We start from the raw sequence: 19,264 nt of genomic DNA, 5'->3' as shown, positions 1-19,264 counted from the left end.
CATCGCACACGTGCCGCGAGAGCTAAGTCTAAGCGCCTCCGACATTTCGAACTAGTATGGATCTCTCGCGGGTATCGTCGTGTGACGCCGAAACGCTGACAGATGCTGGTCGGCAAGCGGCGGTCATCGCGCCCGTTCTCACCCGTCGGGGCGAGGACCATGTCCTCTTTACGAAGCGCGCGGACCATCTCGGTGAACACCCCGGGCAGATGAGTTTTCCCGGCGGGTCCCGCGAACCCAGCGACGGAGACCTGCGCGCGACTGCTCTCCGCGAGGCGTACGAAGAGATTGGACTCCGGAGCAACGAGGTCGAGTTCTTCGGATGTCTCGACGACATCAAAACAGTCACCGACTATTCGGTGACGCCGTTCGTCGCGCGGGTCCCGGACAGAGAGTACGAACCCGACGAGCGCGAAGTTGCGGAGATAGCCGTCTTGGCGGTGTCCGACCTCACCAACCTCGACAACTACGAGTCCGAAGAGCGGATGCATCCTCACTACGGGAAACGACGACTCCACTTCTTCCACGTCGATGGCTACACCGTCTGGGGGGCGACGGGTCGAATGCTCGTGCAACTGCTCGAACTCACTACCGACTGGCGCGCACCGCCCGAACCCGACAGAGTAGTTGATCCGGATGCCGAACTGCCGCTGTGACGGTCGAGCCGTCCTTTTGACTCCACCCGTCGCAAGAAGTGCCGTTGAACGACGAGTTTATCCCGCGGTAGGCAAAGCAGTTTACATGGTCGCACAGACGATGGATCGCGTTCCGCGACGACGATAGTTCTCTTCCCGTGAGTGGTGATACACGATGCTGACCGGTGAGCGTAGCGTCTCGCAGACGGGTATCGATGCGGTAGCCCTGAAGCCGAAAGAGTGCGACGTTCGGATGGCTCTCGAGACGCCGTTCGACACTGTCGCTATCGACTACGAGGGTCGCGAGTACCTTCCGGACGCAGACGTACTCCGCGAACTCGCTGACGACCGGGAGGTACGACTCACGACGCCCGTCCGCGCCGACGGATTCGACCCGACCGGCGACGACGAGTTGTGGGAGTGGATTCCCGAGGGCGTCCGACGCGTTCTCGTAGCGGGTCACGCCGCCTACCTCACTGAGTCGGAGGCCGGACGCGCCGTCTCGCCGCGCCTCGCCGCTGGCATCGAACGCGCCCCCGATGCGTGGGTCGGCACCGAAGGTATCGAACGTGTCGCGCTCGCCGTCGGCGGGACACAGTACGAATTGCTCTCGCGGCGCACTGAATCGAACCTCCGCGCACTTCGCGCGACCGGATACGACGGCGAAATCGCCGTCTACGCACCGACCGTCCTCTCCGACGACGAAGACGAAATCCTCGATGCCGTCGGCGCGTACGCCGCCCGCCGCCGCCCGGTCGCCAAGGCGTTACCGGAAGGAGCGGAGACTGACTCGAACGCTGCGGACCGCGCCCGCGACGTGCTGGGTGCGGCCGTCCGAGATTACGCGCTCGTCGGGAGCGTCGAACGCGTCCGCGAACAGGTCTCTACGTTGAAGGAGGCGGGTGCCGACGTGATCGTCGGCTACCCGGCCCGTGGCGTCGAGGAGTTCGTGGAGTAGCGTCCGCGACTTCTCCGCCTCACTTTCCTCCTCACTGAAGGATAAGTACCGTCCCGACGAGCGACGCGTATGCCCACTGACGAGTCGTCAGACCTCCACGGGAATACGACGACGACCGCTACCGACGGAGTCGAAGACGAAGACGATGAACTCGCACACCCGTTCGATGTTCCTGATGGATCGGGACGACGGGTCGCCGTCGTCGGCGCGGGTGCGGTCGGACTCACGGCCGCCTTCGACCTCGCCGAGGCGGGCGCGTCGGTCACCGTGTACGAACGCGGCGATGTCGGGTCAGGGTCGTCCGGCCGTGCGTCAGGTATTCTCTACGACGCGTACGCCGAGGACGTGGACGCCCGGATGGCCGCCCGCGCGCTCGCGCGATTCCGCGAGTTCGACGGCACTGGTGGTTTCTCGGTCACGCCGTGTCCGCACGTCGCCGTTGCGCACGAGTCCGACGAGAAGACGGCCGAAGCCATCGCCGAAACGGCGGAACGAATGCGAGTTCACGGGCGCGACGTGACCACGACTGACGGTGCGGGCCTCACAGAGCGGTTCGGTGAGACGCTCCGCACTGACGACGTGGGGACCGCCGTCATCGCCGACAACGCGATGTGGACCGACCCCGCCTCGTACGTCGAAGCGATGGCTCCCCGCGTCCGCGAAGCAGGCGTTGACCTTCGGACTGAGACGGAAGTCGGGATCCGAACCGATCCGCCCGAAATCGTTTCCGACGACGGCGAGACTGAACGCTACGACGCCGTCCTCGTGGCGGCGGGAGCGCATACGAAGCACGTTCTCGCGGATGCGGGCGTCTCAATCCCCATGAAACCATATCGCGTACAGGCACTCGTCAGCGATCAGCCGTACGACGGCCCGATCTGCTACGACGCCACCGAGGGAGCGTACTTCCGCCCGCACCCGGAAGGCCTTCTCGCGGGGGACGGAACCGAAGAAGTCGAAGCTGACCCCGACCGCTGGGACCGCGACGGCGACGACTGGTTCGTCGAAGATGTGACCGGCGTACTCGACAACCGGGCCGGATACGACGCCGACGTGTCGCGGGCGTGGGCGGGGCTGTGTACGGCGACACCGGACCGGAATCCGTTGCTTGGCGAAATCGAGGACGACGTGTACGTGGCGACCGGATGGCACGGCCACGGCTTCATGTGGTCGCCCGCGTCGGGAGAAGCAGTCGCCGCGATGATGCTCGGCGGCGATGTTGCGTTAGATCCGTACGACCCGCGTCGGTTCGACGGCGACGAGGAGTTCGAGGTGGTCGAAGGGATGACCGTCGAGTAATACGTCAGATTAGTTGTCGAGGGCGTCCTCGTCAGCATCTTCGCCATCGCCCGCGTGGTCAGCTACGTCGGTCGAGTCAGCGTCCACTGCCGAATCGGAGTCTGCGGTTGGATCTGAGCCAGCCGTTGAATCGGAGTCAGCCCTCGAATCCGCCTCTTCGGCGTGCTCGTTTTCTTCATCGGTGACGACCACGTCGTGAGCCTGCTCGTCTTTCGGAATCTCGACGCGAAGCGTCCCGTTGGCGGTTAGCGTTGCACTCGCGCCGGTTGCATCGACAGCCGCGTCGTCGGGGAGTTCCGCGCCGCCGTCGAGCGATAGGCCGCGACCCGGGAAGCGCATCTCGAATCCCTCGTGGAAGTCGCGGAAGCGGTCGATTCGGACCTGTACCTCTCCGTTGAGAAAGCGGACCTGCACGTCGCTTCGTTGGACTCCGGGTGCGTCGAAGACGACGAGGTAGGCATCGTCGCTCTCCAGCAGGTCGTACGGCAGCGGTTTCTGTTCTTGAACTCGGCTGACGCCACGCCCGATTCGTTCGAGAACGCTCCGTGCGGCCGACTCGCCGAACTCTTTCAGCCGATTCATAGTTCGATGGGTTCGAGACTGTCGGTCCCTCGGCAGTACGGACAGGCGAAGTCCTCGACGCCTACATCGTCCGGCATATCGTACGTGTAGTGCATCTCGAACATATCAAGTTCGCAGTCCGAATCCGTACACTTCACTTCGAGGGTCGCAGGCATGGCTAGACGTTGTTTCGCCACGATGATAAACACGCGGGCTTCGGTCTCCCTCGCCGCCGTACCCCGGTCTTCTCGTACTCACCACGCGGTGCCGAACGGCGAGTCAACAGTGGAAAGCGAGTCGTAGCATTCGTCCTTCTGCGTTCTCAGGTGCGGAAAAGAGATCAATAGTACTCGTCGCGTAATCGTAATGGAATCCCTGATACTCAAGAAAACACTGAATTATAATTATTATTTTGGACAGGCTGTGTGAATATATGAGCACTGATACAATTCGGGATCGGCGTGCGACGCTCGCTCGACGGACGTTTCTCGGTGCCGTCGCGGGTGTTGGTGCCCTCGGGATGGGGACAGGAGGGGCTGCGGCCGAGCGGTTCGAACGGGTAGCGATACTGACGCGTAATACGGGCGATCCGGACGAAGACACGTTCTACGGACTCAGCTCGGCGCTTGACGGTAATCGGGCGTTCGTCGGCGCTCCGGGGGGTGTCGTGGACGAACGAATTACCGGATTCGTTGATCTGGGAATACGTCGCTCCGGAACGTGGACCCAACAGCCGCTGATTCCGTCGCCGAACGATTCCATCGATCTCTTCGGATACGATCTGGACGCGGAGGATCGCCATCTCGTCGTTAGCGCGCCGTTTGCCAAGGTGGGTGACGTCGAACATGCGGGCGAAGTGTACGTCTACCGGCGCTCAGCCGGTCGGTGGGAGTTGCGTCACAGACTTCACGCGCCGACACCGCGTGAGAACGCTTCGTTCGGTCAGGCGGTCGCGCTTTCGTTCCCTCGAATCGCCGTCACCGAATCTCCGCTTTGGTTACGGGACCCGGTCCGTGACGACGTGCGTGACAATCCGTCGGGAGCGTACGTTTTCGAGTTCGGAAACGGCGAGTGGTCGTTCCTGACGGAACTCGAACCGGACGACGGCGCGCCTGACGATTTATTCGGGCACGCGGTCGATATCGAACAACAACGCGTCGTCGTCGGCGCACCGCGCGCAGAGAACGACGACCATCCTGTCGGTGCCGCGTTCGTCTTCAGGGGCGGTAAGCGCGGGTGGCGACAGACGGGCCGGTTGGTCGGTGCCGATGACGCTCCCGGGGTCGGTGCAGCCGTCGCCACGGACAGAAATATCGTACTCGTGGGATCGGATCAGTTCGCTACCGGCCGTTCCAGTTCAGACGTGCCCGGGTCGGTCAGTGTCTACGAACGTCGGGCGGTACCTCAACGCCGCTGGATCTTCCAAGAGCGTCTCGTCGGTCCCAGCGGAGAACCGGGCGACCGGTTCGGGGCCGCAATCGACATGCTGAACGACCACACGGTGATCGGCGCACCGGGCGTCGGTGAGGACGGTGGCGAAGCGTATCCCTACATCCGCCGTCGCGGGCGGTGGGTTCGGCGGGCGACGCTTGCGGGGACGAGTCCGACTGAAGACAAGCAGTTCGGGCGGTCAGTCGCCGTGGACTCACGGTTCGCTATCGTGGGCGCGCCGTTCTTCCCCGGCGGGTCCGCGTTCATATTCAGCGTCTGAGACGTGTGCTGTCGCGCCCGCCCACCCTCGCTTCGAGGTAGTCACCGTTTTACCCGTCCACCGTCTGGGTTGCCACATGACCGACCCGGCCGACCTCACCGTGACGCTCGTGGACGGCTACGTCGATGAACCGGCACACTTCGGCGTGCCGCCCTACATTTCGACGTATCCGCGCTTTACGGCCGGTGCCCTCGTTGACGCTGGCGTCCCCGAGGAGAACGTTACGTACCACACGATAGACGAACTCCGCGACGACAGACAAAAATGGGCTGATGTGGCCGATGCCGACCTGATGCTCTACATCGGCGGCATGACCGTCCCCGGCAAGTACGTCGGGGGCACGCCCGCCGAACCGGACGAAGTGCGAGAACTCGCATGGACTGCTGACGGCGTCTCCGTCATGGGCGGTCCCATCCGCTTCGGCGTCGGCGAGGAGAACGCCGGCGCACAGGAGATGGAGCGGCGGAATCTCGACTACGACTACTTGGCGATGGCCGACGTCGAAGCCGCCGCGTACGACCTCGTAGATAGCGGCTTGGAGGGGTTCAACAACCGCTACCGCGACAACGAGGAACTTGACCGCTGGGCCGCCAAAGGTGCGTTCGTCGTCGAACAACACCCGAACCACCCCGACTACCTCATCTGTGAGATGGAGACCTCGCGCGGGTGCGCCTACCGGTGTTCGTTCTGTACGGAACCGATGTACGGCAACCCGGCGTTCCGCACCGCGGAGTCCGTCGTCCGCGAAGTGGAGAATCTCTCGGCTAGAGGTGCCAAACACTTCCGTCTCGGCCGACAGGCGGACATCCTCGCGTTCGGCGGCGACGGCGAGGCACCGAATCCGGACGCGCTCCGACGACTGTACGGCGGTATCCGCGAGGTGGCTCCAGACTTGCAGACGCTCCACCTCGACAACATGAACCCGATCACGGTCGTCAAGTGGCCCGAGAAAGCCCGCGAATGTATTCGAATCATCGCAGAACACAACACGCCGGGTGACACCGCCGCCTTCGGCTTAGAGTCGGCCGACCCTGTCGTACAGGAGGCGAACACGCTCAACGTGACTGCCGACGAATGTTTTGAGGCGGTTAAGATCGTCAACGAGGAGGCAGGATGGCGTCCCGGCGAAACTCCGGACAACGCGCCGACGCACGGTCCCGACGCCTCGAACCGTCTCCCGAAACTCCTGCCCGGAATCAACCTTCTGCACGGCCTGAAGGGCGAGCGTGAGGAGACGTTCGAGCACAACAAGCGCTTCCTCCACCGCGTCTACGACGCCGGGTTGATGGTGCGACGGATCAACATCCGGCAAGTGATGGCCTTCGAGGGGACGGAGATGGCAGACGAGGGCGCAAACATCGCCAAAGAACACAAGAAACGCTTCCAAGCGTACAAAAAGCAAGTCCGCGAGGAGATCGACCAGCCGATGCTCCGGCGCGTCGCTCCCGCCGGGACGGTGCTTCCGAACGTCCATCTCGAATACCATCAGGACGGCAAGACGTTCGGTCGGCAACTCGGGACGTATCCGCTTCTCGTGGGGATTCCGGGCGAACGCGAACTCGGACAGACCATCGACGTGGCCGTCGTCGATCACGGCTACCGTTCTGTGACGGGCGTCCCGCACCCACTCGACCCGAACGAGGCCAGCATGGACGAACTCACGTCCATTCCCGGGATTGGCAAGCGCACCGCGGGCGACATCGTCATCAATCGCCCCTACGCCTCAGCGGACGAGGTATCCGCCGCTGACGTTGACTTCTCGAAGTTCACCGACAGCTATCCGGTAGAACACCGGGCGGACTGAGCAACTGGCCCGGCGGGCCGTGTTCTTGCCACTGGGCTGCGTTCGCGTCGTGCAGACGACACTCGAAACGACGTAAGAGAGTGTACCGCGCCGAGTGTCCGAACACGGACACGGCGCGGAAACGTTTTGATCCACTTTTTCTGCGGGTCACGAGACACCGCGCGTCTCGTGAGCCAAGAGCGGTTGTTCTTGCGAGAGTGGTCGCGTTTTGCGCGACCCGAACTGCAAAAGTGGGTGTTAGAAGTCCTCTTCGATGACTTCGCCGACGGCGAAGTTGGACTTGACCTCCGTGACTTCTATTTTCACTCGGTCACCCACTTCGGCACCGGGTACGATGATGACGTATCCGCGTTCGACGCGTGCGATACCGTCTCCCTGCTTGCCGATGTCTTCGATCTCAACGTATCGGAGTTCTCCGATCTCGACTGGGGGTTGCGGTTCGGACGACGGAGTTGTCGCGGCACTCGTTTCGACCGACTCAGCCTCTTCGACCGCTTCACGAGAGATGAGAGCGACGCGATACGTTTCTCCGGGTTCGACGGTTCCGGATTCGACTTCACGCTTCGGAACTTCGACCACGTACTGGTCGTCCTCCGCGCGCACGTCGGTGTTGAACAGACACAGGAGTTTATCTGAGATTTCCACCGTGTAGACCTCCACGCGAACGTCTCGCGGGAGTGTTAAATGTGTACCGCCGCGGTCACGCGTTCGGACAGGTATCTGTCGCCGCTCACAGGAGATAATCGCTCCGCAGAATGACTCTCTGAGTACGCGCTTTCCCGGCAGTTTACTCTTCGATGGGCGTCCCGTCAGGGTTTTTCGCCCCTTCGGAGTCGTGGACGACTACCTCGCCGGATTCGGTTTGTACGGGTTCGTACTCGTCTCTGACGCCGATTGCCTCTTCGAGTTCTCGAACCGCGCGTTCTTTCAACGCTGCGGCGAGTTCCTCCGCGTCCTCGCGGGAGATGTCTCGCCCGAGGCCTTCGCACTCGTGGGCACGAACCGTCATCGCCTCGTCGTCAGTCTCGTCGGGGTCCTGTTGGTCTCCCAGCGCCACGCTGTCTACTGCTTCGCCCATCGGCTGACTCGTTCCGCCGAGTGCAACGCTGAACGGGTACGTCTCGCAGATAAGCGGTCGGTCCGAATGGATGGAACAGGCACCGGTCGTCCCGTCCGCGCCTTCGGACTCTTCGTAGAACACGCAGTCGCCGCACGCATCGGTCTGCAGCGCCCACTCGAACGTCTCGCCCTCCGGGCCGTCGTCGCCTTCGGTGAGACCGTACGGCATCGGGCGGGCCACGTCGCGCCAGTCGTACGATTCGGTCTCGGTGGCATCCTGAACCGCCCGCACTTCGTCGGGAAACACTGTCGCCGTGTGCGGCTCTCGGTCGTCGGCGGGACCGTGGCCCTTACAGCAGGCACCGCACCGTGTACACTCGAACCCAATCGACTCGATAGCGTCCGCGAGTTCGGCTACCGACAGGTCGCGCGCCCGTTCGAGTTCATCCTCTAGCGTCGGTCCGGCGTGACTCACACCGCCGCTTGGGCACGTGAACGGAAAAGCGCTCTCTTAGACTGGAATGACCCGATTCGCCTCCCGGTCGTAGTGGACGCGCCCCTCGGCGGCGAGTTTCTCGATGTGAGCGACGACCGTGGCACGGGCCAAGTCGCGGACGCCGGAGAGATCTTTGTCGTAAGCGGCGTCGAGTACTGATTCCACGTCCGACGCCCCGTCTGTCACGGTGTCGAGGATTCGCCGTTCTCGGTTGATTCGGTGGCGAACCAATCGATCGCACGTCGCTTGCGGATCAGTGATATTCGGTCCGTGGCCGGGGAACAGCGTGGGTGGATCTCTCGCGTGAAGACGGCGGAGTGCCACGAGATACGCGCGGATGCTCCCCTCCGGCGCACCGACGACGACACTCCCTTCCGCAACCGCGAGATCACCGCAGATGACGCCGAAGTTGCCTTCGAACGCCACGTGATCGGGTGCGTGACCGGGCGTGTCGAGGACAGTGACACCGTGTCCAGCGGGGATCACGTCGCCTTCGACGAACGTTCGGTCGGGTTCGATTCCCGTCGCGTCGATGAATCGTCTCTTGCGTCCGCGGCGACACCACACTGTCGCGTCAGTCGCTGCGGCGTACGCCGCGACGGCGTCCGTGTGATCGGGGTGCGTGTGCGTGACGGCGATGTGTTCGACGTTCGACTCGGCGACGAGTTCGTCCAGTTCGTCGGTTCGCCCGGCCGGATCAACGAGGAGCGCCCGCTCGGTGCCTACGAGATACGCGTTCGTCGCACCTGTGGGTGCGCGGGTCGGGACCGAAACGCGAGTGGGGAGCGTCACGACTCTGGGTTCACGTGGCCGCGAAAAAACCGTTACTGAGGTGAACGGCGGCGGTTGGCTTGGTCAGTACGTGCTGTGACCACCGTTCACGACTCGCTCGTCTACGTGTTGAGGAAGTAGACTTGCTTGCGTGCGTCCTTGAAACTGTAACGTGAACTGACGAGTTCGGTCTCTTCGAGCCGATTGAGCGCGTAGCGGACAGTGCGGTCGGGGAGCAGTGACTCCTCAGCGAGTTCGCCCTGCGAAAGCGGTGCGTCACCTTCTAACACTTTGGCGACAAGTTTCGCACTGGGGGGAAGCTCACGAAGCCGTTCGCGGAACTCGCCCTCCGAAAGGGAGTCCTCGCGGTTCATCTCTGCGGTACTGGTGCTCATACCACACCAAATACCGTGGGCCTTGGTAAAGGTTGCCTACAAGTGTGACAAAATAATCCAGACACATAATACACACACAAGGGAATATAATGACCTCGGACGGACAGTTTTTGTCGCCACCGAGAGAGATGTCGATCATGATTCCCGAGTCCCACCGCGACATCTTCGAGAAAGAGTCGTTCGCTCAGGTTGCCACGAACATGCCCGACGGGACGCCGCAAGTCACGCCCGTCTGGGTTGACCACGAGAACGGCGAATACGTGTTGCTCAACAGCGCTCGCGGCCGGCGAAAGGTCACGAACATCGAACGCGATCCGAAAGTCGGCGTCTCCGTCACCGACCCGGACGACCCGTATCGGTATGTCTCTGTCCGCGGAGAGGCGGAGTTGATAGGCGACGGAGCGGACGCCCACGTGGACAAACTCGCCCGTCAGTACATGGGCGTGGACAAATACCCGCATCACGGCGAGGAGTCGGGGCCGCGAGTTATCATCCGTATTCCCGCCGAAAACGTCGTCACGAACGGGTAACTGGTTCTCCACCTGCCAACGTGCCTGTCTCTTGACTCACCAACGGGACCCATTTCTTGGGTGATCTGTGCGTGCTATTGGTGACGGCGACGCAGTCACGCGATTTCGTCGGCAGTCAGCCGACGCTGGACGGTATCCAGTACGGTTTTAGTCCGTCGGTGTTCAGTACCGGTTAGTGTGAAAGGAAAAGAGTGGTACCAGGCGGACGACGTCGCCCAAGAGTACGACTCGAAGCGATTCTCTCGCGGCGGGCGACTCATCGACCACCGAGAGAAGCAAGCCGTCCTCGATGCTGTTGGCCCCGTCGAAGACAAGGACGTTCTCGAAATAGCCTGCGGGACGGGTCGGTTCACGGTCATGCTCGCTGAACGCGGCGCGGACATCGTCGGACTCGACATCTCGCGCGCGATGATGCAACAGGGACGTGAAAAGGCCAGACGGGCTGGCGTAGCCGACCATGTGGAGTTCCTCCGTGGTGACGCAGCGCGTCTGCCGTTCCCGGATGACCACTTCGACGCAGTGTTTGCGATGCGGTTTTTCCACCTCGCGGACACGCCTGCGAAGTTCCTCGCTGAGATGGCACGCGTCTCGAAGGACGTGGTGTTCTTCGACACGTTCAACGACACGAGCGCTCGGGTCGTCTACAACTGGTTGCTCCCGATGGGGTCGCGTCTCTACGGCGAAGAGGAAGTTGACGGACTCCTCTCCGATGCGGGACTCAAACTCACGGACGCAACCCACGACTTCGTCCTCCCATACGGACTCTATCGGAAGATTCCGAACGGTATCGCTGGTGAACTACGTGGATTCGACACCTCTGTCGGCGACACGCCACTCGGTGAACGACTCGCGTCAGTCTCGTACTGGTCTGCGTCCGTCCTTACAGACGATTGACGCTGCGAACCGTTTTCACGGCCGCTTCGAGCGACGACATTTAAGGTTCTTCGTAGATACCTCCCGGTATGGACCTCTCGGTCGTGGTCCCGACGCTCAACGGTCGGGACCGTCTCGCAACCAGCCTCGATGCCCTAGCCGAGGCGGCCCCCGAGGCTGAAGTCGTCGTCGTCAACGGTCCGTCGGCTGACGGGACGACTGGGATGGTACGAGACCGGGATGACGTTGACGTTCTCATCGAACTCTCGGATCGAACGCTGAACGTCGCACGAAACGCCGGGATTGAGGCCGCCTCCGGCGACGCTATTGCTTTCGTCCGCTACGATGTTGCAGTCGAAGAACAGTGGCTTGACGGCGTAACAGCCGGTCTCGACGAGGCGGCCGTCGTCACCGGGCCGTCTCATCAGACGCTCCGTGCCGGGATGACTACCGAAACGCTCGAACGCCGGACGATCTGCGGCCGCGACGTGACCTATTTCAACGGTGACAACGTCGCGTTCCACCGAGACGCACTCGAGGAACTCGACGGCTTCGACGAATATCTCCAAACCGGCGGCGCACGCGACGCGGCGCACCGACTGGCCGAAACTGGCTACGGTGTGACGTGGCAACCGACGATGAGCGTCCGCACGGAGTACGAGGCCGACGGCGGAATGAAGGAACGCGATTGGGGATGGAAGTATCGTGCGCTCGGATACAGACTGGCGAAGAATTACGGACTTCGACCGACTGTCGTCCGTCGAACGTTGAAACACGCCCGAACGGACGCTATCGCCACCGCCCGTGACGTTATTCGTGGGAACACCTCTCCGACAGGATGGATCGGAACGGGCCGGGACGTGATTGCCGGGATAGCGACCGGGATTTCTGACGGAGTTGTCGCCCGCGCCCGCGACCGGTCGTCCACGCGGAACCCCCACGGTTGCTCGAAGCGCGCCGACCGAGCCGTCGCCAAGTACGACTGGCGCTGACGCTTACTGTTCGCCGGGACCGAGTTCCGTCACGACTCGCGCGGCGTTCTTCGAGAACGCACGTCGCATCGCATCCTCGGACACATCGAGCGTCAACAGTTCCATCACACCGACGTTGGGATGGGCTTCCGGCGCACCGCTGCCGAACATGACTCGATCCGGATGTTCCAACAGCGCACGCTCCATGACCCCACGGAAGCGGACGTAACTCGTGTCCACGTAGAGGTCGTCGTACTCGTCTAACAAGTCGATGCTTCTGTGCATCAGGTCTCGGTTCAGCGGGTAGCCGCCGAACCCAGCGAAGATGACGGGAAAGTCTCGGTCGAGAAGCGTCTCAACGGCGTCGTCGGGTGTGAACGCCTCTCCAACGTGGACGAGCGTCGGCAGTCCCACGTTCTCCAGTTGGTCGAGCGTCTCCTCGTCCGGTAGCCCATCGACGGCCGGTGCGAGCGTGAACCCGTGGAATCGGTCGTCGTAGGCGTACTGTTCGATATCCTCTGGGTCGGCGTGGCTCTCGTCACGCGACGTGGTGAGATTCCGCAGACGTGCGGACGCGCGGCCACTCGGGTCACGCGGCCCGTTGATACGGGCGAACGCGACGAACGGCCGGTCTACGCTCATGCGTGCGACTGCGTTGTTTGCCCGGAGATAGCCTTCCCCCTCGGTTCGCCGTCCCGGCGAGACGACGGCGCAGACGACACCCGCCTGATGGAGTTCCCGCTCCAACCGCTCGGCACTGATCTCCCGCCCCCGCGTGGCCACCGCCTCCTCACTATCGGGATCTAATCGTGCGTGGAGGTCCACCACCCGGAACCCATGGTTCAGTTCCAGCATGGTTCGTCACTTCTCATAGGGGATAAAATAGCTTGCAGAACCTGAATGCCATATCTCACTGCGCTATCCCGGGGAAATAGCGTCGCAGTATTTTTATACCACTAGTTTCCCATCCCGGTTCAGGATAGTAACGAGATAGCACGGTACAACCGCTCTGTACACTGATTTTCTATACTCAGACGCCGTAATATATTTATAGAACCGCTTGCGTCTACTCTGGTGAGGTTCGTAATCATGTCGTCACGAATGCAGCAACCCCTGTACATCCTCTCCAGTGAAAGCTCCCGAACGCACGGCCAAGCCGCTCAGGACTCGAACATCCGTGCCGGGAAAGCGGTCGCAAGCGCGGTACGCACCACGCTCGGCCCTCGCGGGATGGATAAGATGCTCGTCGATTCGTCGGGAACGGTCGTCATCACCAACGATGGTGCGACCATCCTCGAAGAGATGGACATCGAACACCCTGCGGCGCAGATGATTGTCGAGGTCGCAGAGACCCAAGAAGAGGCGGTCGGTGACGGCACCACAACTGCGGCCGTGCTTACGGGCGAACTTCTCGCGCACGCGGAAGACCTGCTCGAACAGGACCTCCACCCGACAGTTATCGTGGAGGGATACACCGAGGCGGCCGAACTCGCACAGGAGGCTATCGACGCGCAGATTTTCGATGTGGACCTCGACGACGACCGCTTGCAGAAGGTCGCAGAATCGAGTATGACCGGCAAAGGGACCGGTGACGTGACTGCCGACGCACTCGCCAAGCACGTCGTCAAAGCGGTCCGCATGGTGTACGAGGACAACGACGGTCGATTCGACAGCGACGACGTTCGCGTGCTGACTCACACGGGCGCATCCTCCTCCGCGACAGAACTGGTCGAGGGCGTCGTTATCGACAAAGACCGCGTCAACGACACCATGCCCAAATCCGTCGAAGACGCCACCGTTGCAGTTCTCGACGCGAAACTCGACGTTCGTAAAGGCGAGGCAGACACCGAGTACAACATCACCTCCGCCGACCAACTCGACGCCGCCATCAAAGCTGAAGACGAGGAACTCCGCGGGTACGCGAAGACGTTCGCTGACGCAGATGTGGACGTCGTCTTCTGTACGAAAGCGATCTCGGACCGCGTCGCGGGTTACTTGGCGAAAGAGGGAATTCTCGCGTTCAAGAGCGTCTCAGACTCCGACGCCCGCGCTATCGCGAACGCCACGGGTGCAAAACGCCTCGGAACCCCGAGCGACATCGACGAGTCGGACTTCGGTCACGCCGACTCCGTCTCGCTCCAGAAGTACGGCGACGACGAACTCACGTTCATCGAGGGCGGTGCAGCGTCGAAGGCGGTGACGCTGTTCCTCCGCGGCGGCACAGAACACGTCGTAGACGAACTCGAACGCGCCGTCAACGACGCTATTGACGTAGTTGTCGCCGCTCTCGATAAGGGCGGTGTCGTCCCCGGCGCAGGGGGAACTGAAATCGCTATCGCGGACCACATCCGCGCCGAAGCCGCGGGAATTGAGGGCCGAAAGCAACTCGCCGTCGAGGCGTTTGCAGACGCTGTTGAGTCCCTCCCGCGAACGCTCGCAGAGAACACCGGCATGGACCCCATCGACGCGCTCGTTGACCTGCGCGCTCACTTCAAAAAGGAGGGGACCGCGGGCATCATCTCCAACGGTCGAACCGGTGAAATCGGCGACCCAGTCGAACACGGTATCCTCGACCCCGCCGCAGTCAAGCGCGAGGCCGTCGAGTCGGGTACCGAGGCCGCGACGATGATCGTCCGCATCGACGACGTTATCGCCGCCGAATAAGCGGACGCATCGCTCGCTGTATCCGATTTTCAAGATTCCACGCGTACGCAAGCGACGGTGGTAGCTGTCGCTGGTCTCTCACTGTCGCCGGTCGCTAACTGTCGCCAGTCCGCCCCTCGACGCGAATCTCCGGCAGGTGCCACTCGTATCGGAGTGCGAGCATCCGCGTAGCGAAGACGAGTCCGGCGCAGACACCCGCTGGTACGCCCGTGGGCGCACCGACCGCATCGGCAACCCAGAACGCGATGCCGCCGAGAAGTGCGGGCGTCGCATAGAAGTCCTCGCGCAACACGACTGGAATCCGGCCGATGAGGAGGTCTGCAAGCGATCCGCCGCCGACGGCCGTCACCGTCGCCAAGACGACGATACCGTACGGAGTAAGGCCGGCTTGCGCGCCGACGAGGGCACCCGTGGCGGCGAAGGCAGCGAGTCCGACGGCGTCGCTCACGAGGAATGCGGGGGTGTCGCGGACGCTGACGTGTTCGGGGGTTCGTCGAATCAAGAGGATGGCGAGGGCAACACCGACGAGCGCGACGGACATATCCCACGTGGTCGCCAGCGAGGCGGGAGGACGATTAACGAGTACGTCACGAGTGGTCCCACCACCGAGCGCAGTGATCACGCCGAGGACGGCCACACCGAACGCGTCGAGACCGGCGTCGGCGGCCTTGAGCGACCCGGCGACGGCGAACGCGAGCAGACCGACGACGTTCATGACAGCGAACGGGTCCAGCGTGATGGACACGGCGTTACGACGGTGAGACGTTGTCCCGTCCGCCGTTCGCGTCAGTCTGGCTGACGCGCTGTAGACGCTCGATACCACCGATTTCTTCGATAACATCGACCACCGGATCGGGAACGAGATTACGCCAGTCCTCGTCGTGGATCATCCGGTCGCGGAGTTCGGTCCCCTCCAACACGTCGCGGTTGAACATCGGAGACTGTCGCACCTCGACACCCGCCTCTTTGAACAGTTGGATGACGAGCGGATTGTTCGAGTACGCCACGTCGAACGCCGGCGACATGCTCTGGACGTGGCTCACCCAGACGGAGTTTCGCTCTAAGTCCTCGATAGGGACGGCGTAGGTAGTCACGTCGAACGCCTCGACGGACTTCGTGACCATCATGATCCGTTCTCCGGCGGTGAACGGATTCCGTGGTGAGTGTGAGTCACCGGCGGACCCGATTCCGAGAACGAGTTCGTCCACTTCGTCGGCAATTTCTTCAACCATCCGGTGGTGGCCGTTGTGGTAGGGCTGGAAGCGACCAATGTAGAACCCCCGCATGTTATGCCGTTCATCGGGATTATTTATAAACCCGGCGAGTCGCCTGAAACGACGATTTCGGGGGTATGAGGGTGAATACGCTGTATGTCGGATTGGTAAGGTGACCGCATTTGAGGAGAAAGTATATCAGTCGTGCAACCTTCATTTGAAGTAGCGACACAGTTCTATGAGCAACGACATGGATACCGACGAAAACTCCCCGGAAGAAGGGACCGATGTACCTGATGAGGTCCCCGACTCGTCGTCCGAACTGGACGACGAGGTCCTTCCGGAGTCCGGGCCCGACGATGGGGCCGACGATAAACGGACTATCGACGACCTCGGGAGCGATGTCGAGGTCACCGCCGACGTCGCGGACGACGTTGACGAGGACGACCTCCTCGGTGGGTTACAGGTAGACTCGACCAGCGAAATCGAGGTCCCAGACCGGCTTGTTGACCAAGTCATCGGTCAAGAGCACGCTCGCGATGTGGTCATGAAGGCCGCAAAGCAGCGTCGCCACGTGATGATGATCGGGTCACCCGGGACGGGGAAGTCGATGCTCGCTAAGGCGATGTCCGAACTCCTGCCGAAAGAGGAGCTTCAGGACGTTCTCGTCTACCACAACCCCGACGACGGCAACAATCCCAAGGTTCGAACGGTCCCCGCTGGGAAGGGCGAACAGATTGTCGAGGCCCACAAGGAGGAAGCACGCAAGCGCAACCAGATGCGCTCGTTCCTCATGTGGATTATCATCGCTATCGTCCTCGGGTATGCGCTTCTCATCGAGGGAGCGGTGCTACTTGGCATCCTTGCGGCCGGTGTTATCTACCTCGCATTCCGCTACGGATCTCGCGGCGGCGACGCGATGATTCCCAACCTCGTCGTGAACAACGCCGATACGACGACGGCTCCGTTCGAGGATGCGACGGGCGCACACGCCGGTGCGCTGCTCGGTGACGTCCGGCACGACCCGTTCCAGTCCGGTGGGATGGAGACGCCGAGCCACGACCGGGTCGAACCCGGTGCCATTCACAAGGCGAACAAGGGCGTGCTGTTCATCGACGAGATCAACACGCTCGACATCCGCTCTCAGCAGCACCTGATGACGGCCATTCAGGAGGGCGAGTTCTCGATTACGGGCCAGTCTGAACGCTCCTCGGGCGCGATGGTCCAGACGGAACCCGTCCCGACGGACTTCATCATGATCGCTGCCGGGAACCTCGACGCGATGGAGAACATGCACCCCGCCCTGCGCTCGCGTATCAAGGGCTACGGGTACGAGGTGTACATGGACGACACCATCGAGGACACGCCCGAGATGCGGCGTAAGTACACGCGCTTCGTCGCCCAAGAGGTGCAGAAGGACGGTCGTCTCCCCGCCTTCAACGCCGAGGCTATCGAAGAGGTCATTCTCGAAGCTCGCCGCCGTGCGGGCCGCAAGGGCCACCTCACACTCGAACTGCGTAACCTCGGTGGACTGGTTCGCGTCTCCGGCGACATCGCTCGTGCGGAGAACGCGGACTTCGTCACCCGCGACCACGTCCTGCAGGCGAAGGGTCGGAGTCGTTCTATCGAGCAACAGCTCGCGGACGACTACATCCAGCGCCGCAAGGACTACGAACTGCAGGTCGCGGACGGGTACCAAGCAGGCCGCGTCAACGGTCTCGCAGTCATGGGCGAGGACTCCGGTATCATGCTCCCCGTGATGGCCGAGGTCACGCCTTCGCAGGGTCCCGGTGAAGTCATCGCCACGGGTCAACTGAAGGAGATGGCACAGGAGGCTGTGGACAACGTCTCCGCTATCATCAAGAAGTTCTCCGACGAGAACATCTCAGAGCGGGACATCCACATCCAGTTCGTGCAGGCCGGACAGGGTGGTGTAGACGGCGACTCCGCCTCTATCACCGTTGCGACGGCGGTCATCTCCGCCCTCGAAGAGGTCGGTGTGGATCAGTCGCTTGCGATGACCGGCAGTCTGTCGGTTCGCGGCGACGTGCTCCCCGTCGGCGGCGTCACACACAAAATCGAGGCCGCTGCGAAGTCCGGGTGCGAACGCATCATCATCCCGCAGGCGAACATGCAGGACGTGATGATCGAAGACGAGTACAAGGAGATGGTCGAAATCATCCCCGTCTCGCACATCAGCGAAGTACTCGACATCGCACTCGAAGGCGAACCCGAGAAGGACTCGCTCGTGGACCGTCTCAAGAGCATCACCGGCTCCGCGTTCACGCAGGAATCCGTCTCCGGGCCGTCGAGCCCGAGTCCGCAGTAACTGCGTAATGCCCCAGTGGGCGACGTTCGCTGCGTTCGCGGGCGTCGTCACGGTGGGCCTTCTCTTACTCTCTTACGCCTCACAGGGCGTCGTTTCTCCAGACGGTGAGCGACCGCCACGCGACCGGTCCGGTCCCAGAAGAAACAACGCCCATCCTGAGTCGGATGACGATGACTCATCTTCGGAGTCGGATGCAGGCCGCTCACACCAGAATCCGGATGCAGAAACCCCACTTACTGACGCGCCAGTCGATGGTGAGACGAACACCGGCGTAGTGTCCGCATCGGACGCACGCCAGCGTGCGGAACAACAGTACGACCCCGACAGAGAACTCGTCATGCCGAAGTCGGGCGTCCGATACCGGCCACCACCGCCCGAGGAGACACCTGAACTTTCGACCGGCACGCTGTTGGTCAACGTCGCGTTCTCGCAAGGGTTGTTCGCCCTCGCGCTCCTCGGCGGGGCGTGGTACACGCAGGTTCCGGCGTCCGCGTTCGGTGCGGGCACCGAGGCGTTCTCCGTCTCCGGGCTTTTCGTCGGCGTCGCGCTCGGTCTCGCACTCTACGCCGTGAACGAAGTCGGCGCGGCCGTCGGCTCGGCGTACGGACTCGGTCGGTCCGAACAACTCCGGCAGTTGCTTGCACCCGATTCGAACGCCGGCTGGGTGGCACTGTTACTCGTCATCTTACCCATCATCGCCGGCTTCGAGGAACTGCTGTTCCGTGGGGCGTTGGTCGGCGTCTTCGCGGCCGGATTCGGCATCTCGCCGTGGCTGTTAGCGGTTATCTCGTCTCTCGCGTTCGCGCTCGGTCACGGGGCGCAGGGACGACTCGGCGTCGTCGTCACCGGTGCGTTAGGATTCGTCCTCGCGGCGGGATTTATCCTCACCGAGAGCCTGTTCGTCGTCGTTGTCGCCCACTATCTCGTGAACGCGCTGGAGTTCGTCGTTCACGAGGCGCTCGATATCGACTTGCGCTCGTGATGACCGACTGAG

The 19,264-nt window shown here is 62.3% G+C and carries 20 protein-coding genes; 11 read left to right on the top strand and 9 right to left on the bottom strand.

Going from position 1 to position 19,264, the window contains the following annotated elements; all coding sequences use genetic code 11:
• The first annotated feature begins 56 nt into the window (after nucleotides 1-56).
• From HBOR_RS11840 to HBOR_RS11830, 3 genes are all read left to right on the top strand, one after another.
• Nucleotides 57-656, top strand: coding sequence for an NUDIX hydrolase (locus tag HBOR_RS11840; protein ID WP_006056534.1), 600 nt, complete (start codon nucleotides 57-59; stop codon nucleotides 654-656).
• 154 nt (nucleotides 657-810) lie between these two features.
• Nucleotides 811-1,593, top strand: a complete 783-nt coding sequence (locus HBOR_RS11835) for a DUF7388 family protein (protein ID WP_006056535.1) — start codon at nucleotides 811-813, stop codon at nucleotides 1,591-1,593.
• 69 nt (nucleotides 1,594-1,662) lie between these two features.
• Nucleotides 1,663-2,892, top strand: a complete 1,230-nt coding sequence (locus tag HBOR_RS11830; protein ID WP_006056536.1) for an NAD(P)/FAD-dependent oxidoreductase — start codon at nucleotides 1,663-1,665, stop codon at nucleotides 2,890-2,892.
• Between the two features lie 9 nt (nucleotides 2,893-2,901).
• On the opposite strand, the gene HBOR_RS11825 is transcribed toward HBOR_RS11830, so the two are convergent.
• On the bottom strand, nucleotides 2,902-3,474 hold the full coding sequence (locus HBOR_RS11825) for an Hsp20/alpha crystallin family protein (RefSeq protein WP_006056537.1): 573 nt from the start codon (nucleotides 3,472-3,474) through the stop codon (nucleotides 2,902-2,904).
• A complete protein-coding gene (locus HBOR_RS20030) occupies nucleotides 3,471-3,629 on the bottom strand; it encodes a DUF7559 family protein (protein WP_006056538.1) in 159 nt (52 codons plus the stop codon). Before HBOR_RS20030 ends, HBOR_RS11825 begins: the two co-directional genes overlap by 4 nt.
• A gap of 257 nt (nucleotides 3,630-3,886) precedes the next feature.
• On the opposite strand from HBOR_RS20030, the gene HBOR_RS11820 reads away from it, so the two are divergent.
• Nucleotides 3,887-5,164 carry an FG-GAP repeat protein gene (locus tag HBOR_RS11820; protein ID WP_006056539.1) on the top strand — a complete coding sequence of 426 codons (1,278 nt, stop codon included), beginning with the start codon at nucleotides 3,887-3,889 and terminating at the stop codon, nucleotides 5,162-5,164.
• A 76-nt stretch (nucleotides 5,165-5,240) separates the two neighbouring features.
• Complete coding sequence (locus tag HBOR_RS11815; RefSeq protein WP_006056540.1) at nucleotides 5,241-6,968, top strand: radical SAM protein; 1,728 nt, start codon at nucleotides 5,241-5,243, stop codon at nucleotides 6,966-6,968.
• A 237-nt stretch (nucleotides 6,969-7,205) separates the two neighbouring features.
• Here HBOR_RS11815 and HBOR_RS11810 read toward each other — a convergent pair whose 3' ends face one another.
• From HBOR_RS11810 to HBOR_RS11795, 4 genes are all read right to left on the bottom strand, one after another.
• Entirely contained in the window at nucleotides 7,206-7,613 is a 408-nt protein-coding gene (locus HBOR_RS11810) for a TRAM domain-containing protein (RefSeq protein ID WP_006056541.1), read from the bottom strand.
• A 142-nt stretch (nucleotides 7,614-7,755) separates the two neighbouring features.
• Complete coding sequence (locus tag HBOR_RS11805) at nucleotides 7,756-8,502, bottom strand: YkgJ family cysteine cluster protein (RefSeq protein WP_006056542.1); 747 nt, start codon at nucleotides 8,500-8,502, stop codon at nucleotides 7,756-7,758.
• Nucleotides 8,503-8,538: 36 nt separating this feature from the next.
• Complete coding sequence (locus HBOR_RS11800; RefSeq protein WP_006056543.1) at nucleotides 8,539-9,315, bottom strand: MBL fold metallo-hydrolase; 777 nt, start codon at nucleotides 9,313-9,315, stop codon at nucleotides 8,539-8,541.
• Between the two features lie 101 nt (nucleotides 9,316-9,416).
• The gene (locus HBOR_RS11795; RefSeq protein ID WP_006056544.1) at nucleotides 9,417-9,689 is read right to left on the bottom strand and encodes a MarR family transcriptional regulator; all 273 of its coding nucleotides are present in this window, start codon (nucleotides 9,687-9,689) and stop codon (nucleotides 9,417-9,419) included.
• 137 nt (nucleotides 9,690-9,826) lie between these two features.
• Here HBOR_RS11795 and HBOR_RS11790 point away from each other — a divergent pair, with 137 nt between their 5' ends.
• The 3 genes from HBOR_RS11790 to HBOR_RS11780 all read left to right on the top strand — a co-directional run bounded on the left by HBOR_RS11790 (nucleotide 9,827) and on the right by HBOR_RS11780 (nucleotide 12,084).
• Entirely contained in the window at nucleotides 9,827-10,219 is a 393-nt protein-coding gene (locus tag HBOR_RS11790; protein WP_049890486.1) for a PPOX class F420-dependent oxidoreductase, read from the top strand.
• A 177-nt stretch (nucleotides 10,220-10,396) separates the two neighbouring features.
• Nucleotides 10,397-11,113: a class I SAM-dependent methyltransferase gene (locus HBOR_RS11785; RefSeq protein WP_006056546.1), complete on the top strand. Its 717-nt coding sequence runs from the start codon at nucleotides 10,397-10,399 to the stop codon at nucleotides 11,111-11,113.
• Between the two features lie 68 nt (nucleotides 11,114-11,181).
• Nucleotides 11,182-12,084 carry a glycosyltransferase gene (locus HBOR_RS11780; protein ID WP_006056547.1) on the top strand — a complete coding sequence of 301 codons (903 nt, stop codon included), beginning with the start codon at nucleotides 11,182-11,184 and terminating at the stop codon, nucleotides 12,082-12,084.
• A gap of 3 nt (nucleotides 12,085-12,087) precedes the next feature.
• Here the strand turns inward: HBOR_RS11780 and HBOR_RS11775 are convergent, their stop codons facing one another.
• Entirely contained in the window at nucleotides 12,088-12,918 is an 831-nt protein-coding gene (locus tag HBOR_RS11775) for an amidohydrolase family protein (protein ID WP_006056548.1), read from the bottom strand.
• Nucleotides 12,919-13,164: 246 nt separating this feature from the next.
• On the opposite strand from HBOR_RS11775, the gene thsA reads away from it, so the two are divergent.
• Nucleotides 13,165-14,727, top strand: coding sequence for a thermosome subunit alpha (thsA, locus tag HBOR_RS11770; RefSeq protein WP_006056549.1), 1,563 nt, complete (start codon nucleotides 13,165-13,167; stop codon nucleotides 14,725-14,727).
• Between the two features lie 94 nt (nucleotides 14,728-14,821).
• Here the strand turns inward: thsA and HBOR_RS11765 are convergent, their stop codons facing one another.
• Together HBOR_RS11765 and HBOR_RS11760 are read right to left on the bottom strand one after the other, a co-directional pair.
• Complete coding sequence (locus HBOR_RS11765) at nucleotides 14,822-15,442, bottom strand: trimeric intracellular cation channel family protein (protein WP_049890602.1); 621 nt, start codon at nucleotides 15,440-15,442, stop codon at nucleotides 14,822-14,824.
• 34 nt (nucleotides 15,443-15,476) lie between these two features.
• A complete protein-coding gene (locus tag HBOR_RS11760; RefSeq protein ID WP_013440662.1) occupies nucleotides 15,477-16,013 on the bottom strand; it encodes a nicotinamide-nucleotide adenylyltransferase in 537 nt (178 codons plus the stop codon).
• Nucleotides 16,014-16,179: 166 nt separating this feature from the next.
• On the opposite strand from HBOR_RS11760, the gene lonB reads away from it, so the two are divergent.
• Together lonB and HBOR_RS11750 are read left to right on the top strand one after the other, a co-directional pair.
• The gene (gene lonB / locus HBOR_RS11755; protein WP_006056552.1) at nucleotides 16,180-18,270 is read left to right on the top strand and encodes an ATP-dependent protease LonB; all 2,091 of its coding nucleotides are present in this window, start codon (nucleotides 16,180-16,182) and stop codon (nucleotides 18,268-18,270) included.
• Nucleotides 18,271-18,277: 7 nt separating this feature from the next.
• Nucleotides 18,278-19,252, top strand: a complete 975-nt coding sequence (locus HBOR_RS11750; protein WP_006056553.1) for a CPBP family intramembrane glutamic endopeptidase — start codon at nucleotides 18,278-18,280, stop codon at nucleotides 19,250-19,252.
• The last annotated feature ends 12 nt before the right edge of the window (nucleotides 19,253-19,264 follow it).

This window comes from Halogeometricum borinquense DSM 11551, from assembly GCF_000172995.2.
GTDB classification, from domain to species: domain Archaea; phylum Halobacteriota; class Halobacteria; order Halobacteriales; family Haloferacaceae; genus Halogeometricum; species Halogeometricum borinquense.
The sequence above is the reverse complement of the archived record's forward strand: the minus strand, read 5'-3'. Positions and strand labels throughout refer to the sequence as shown.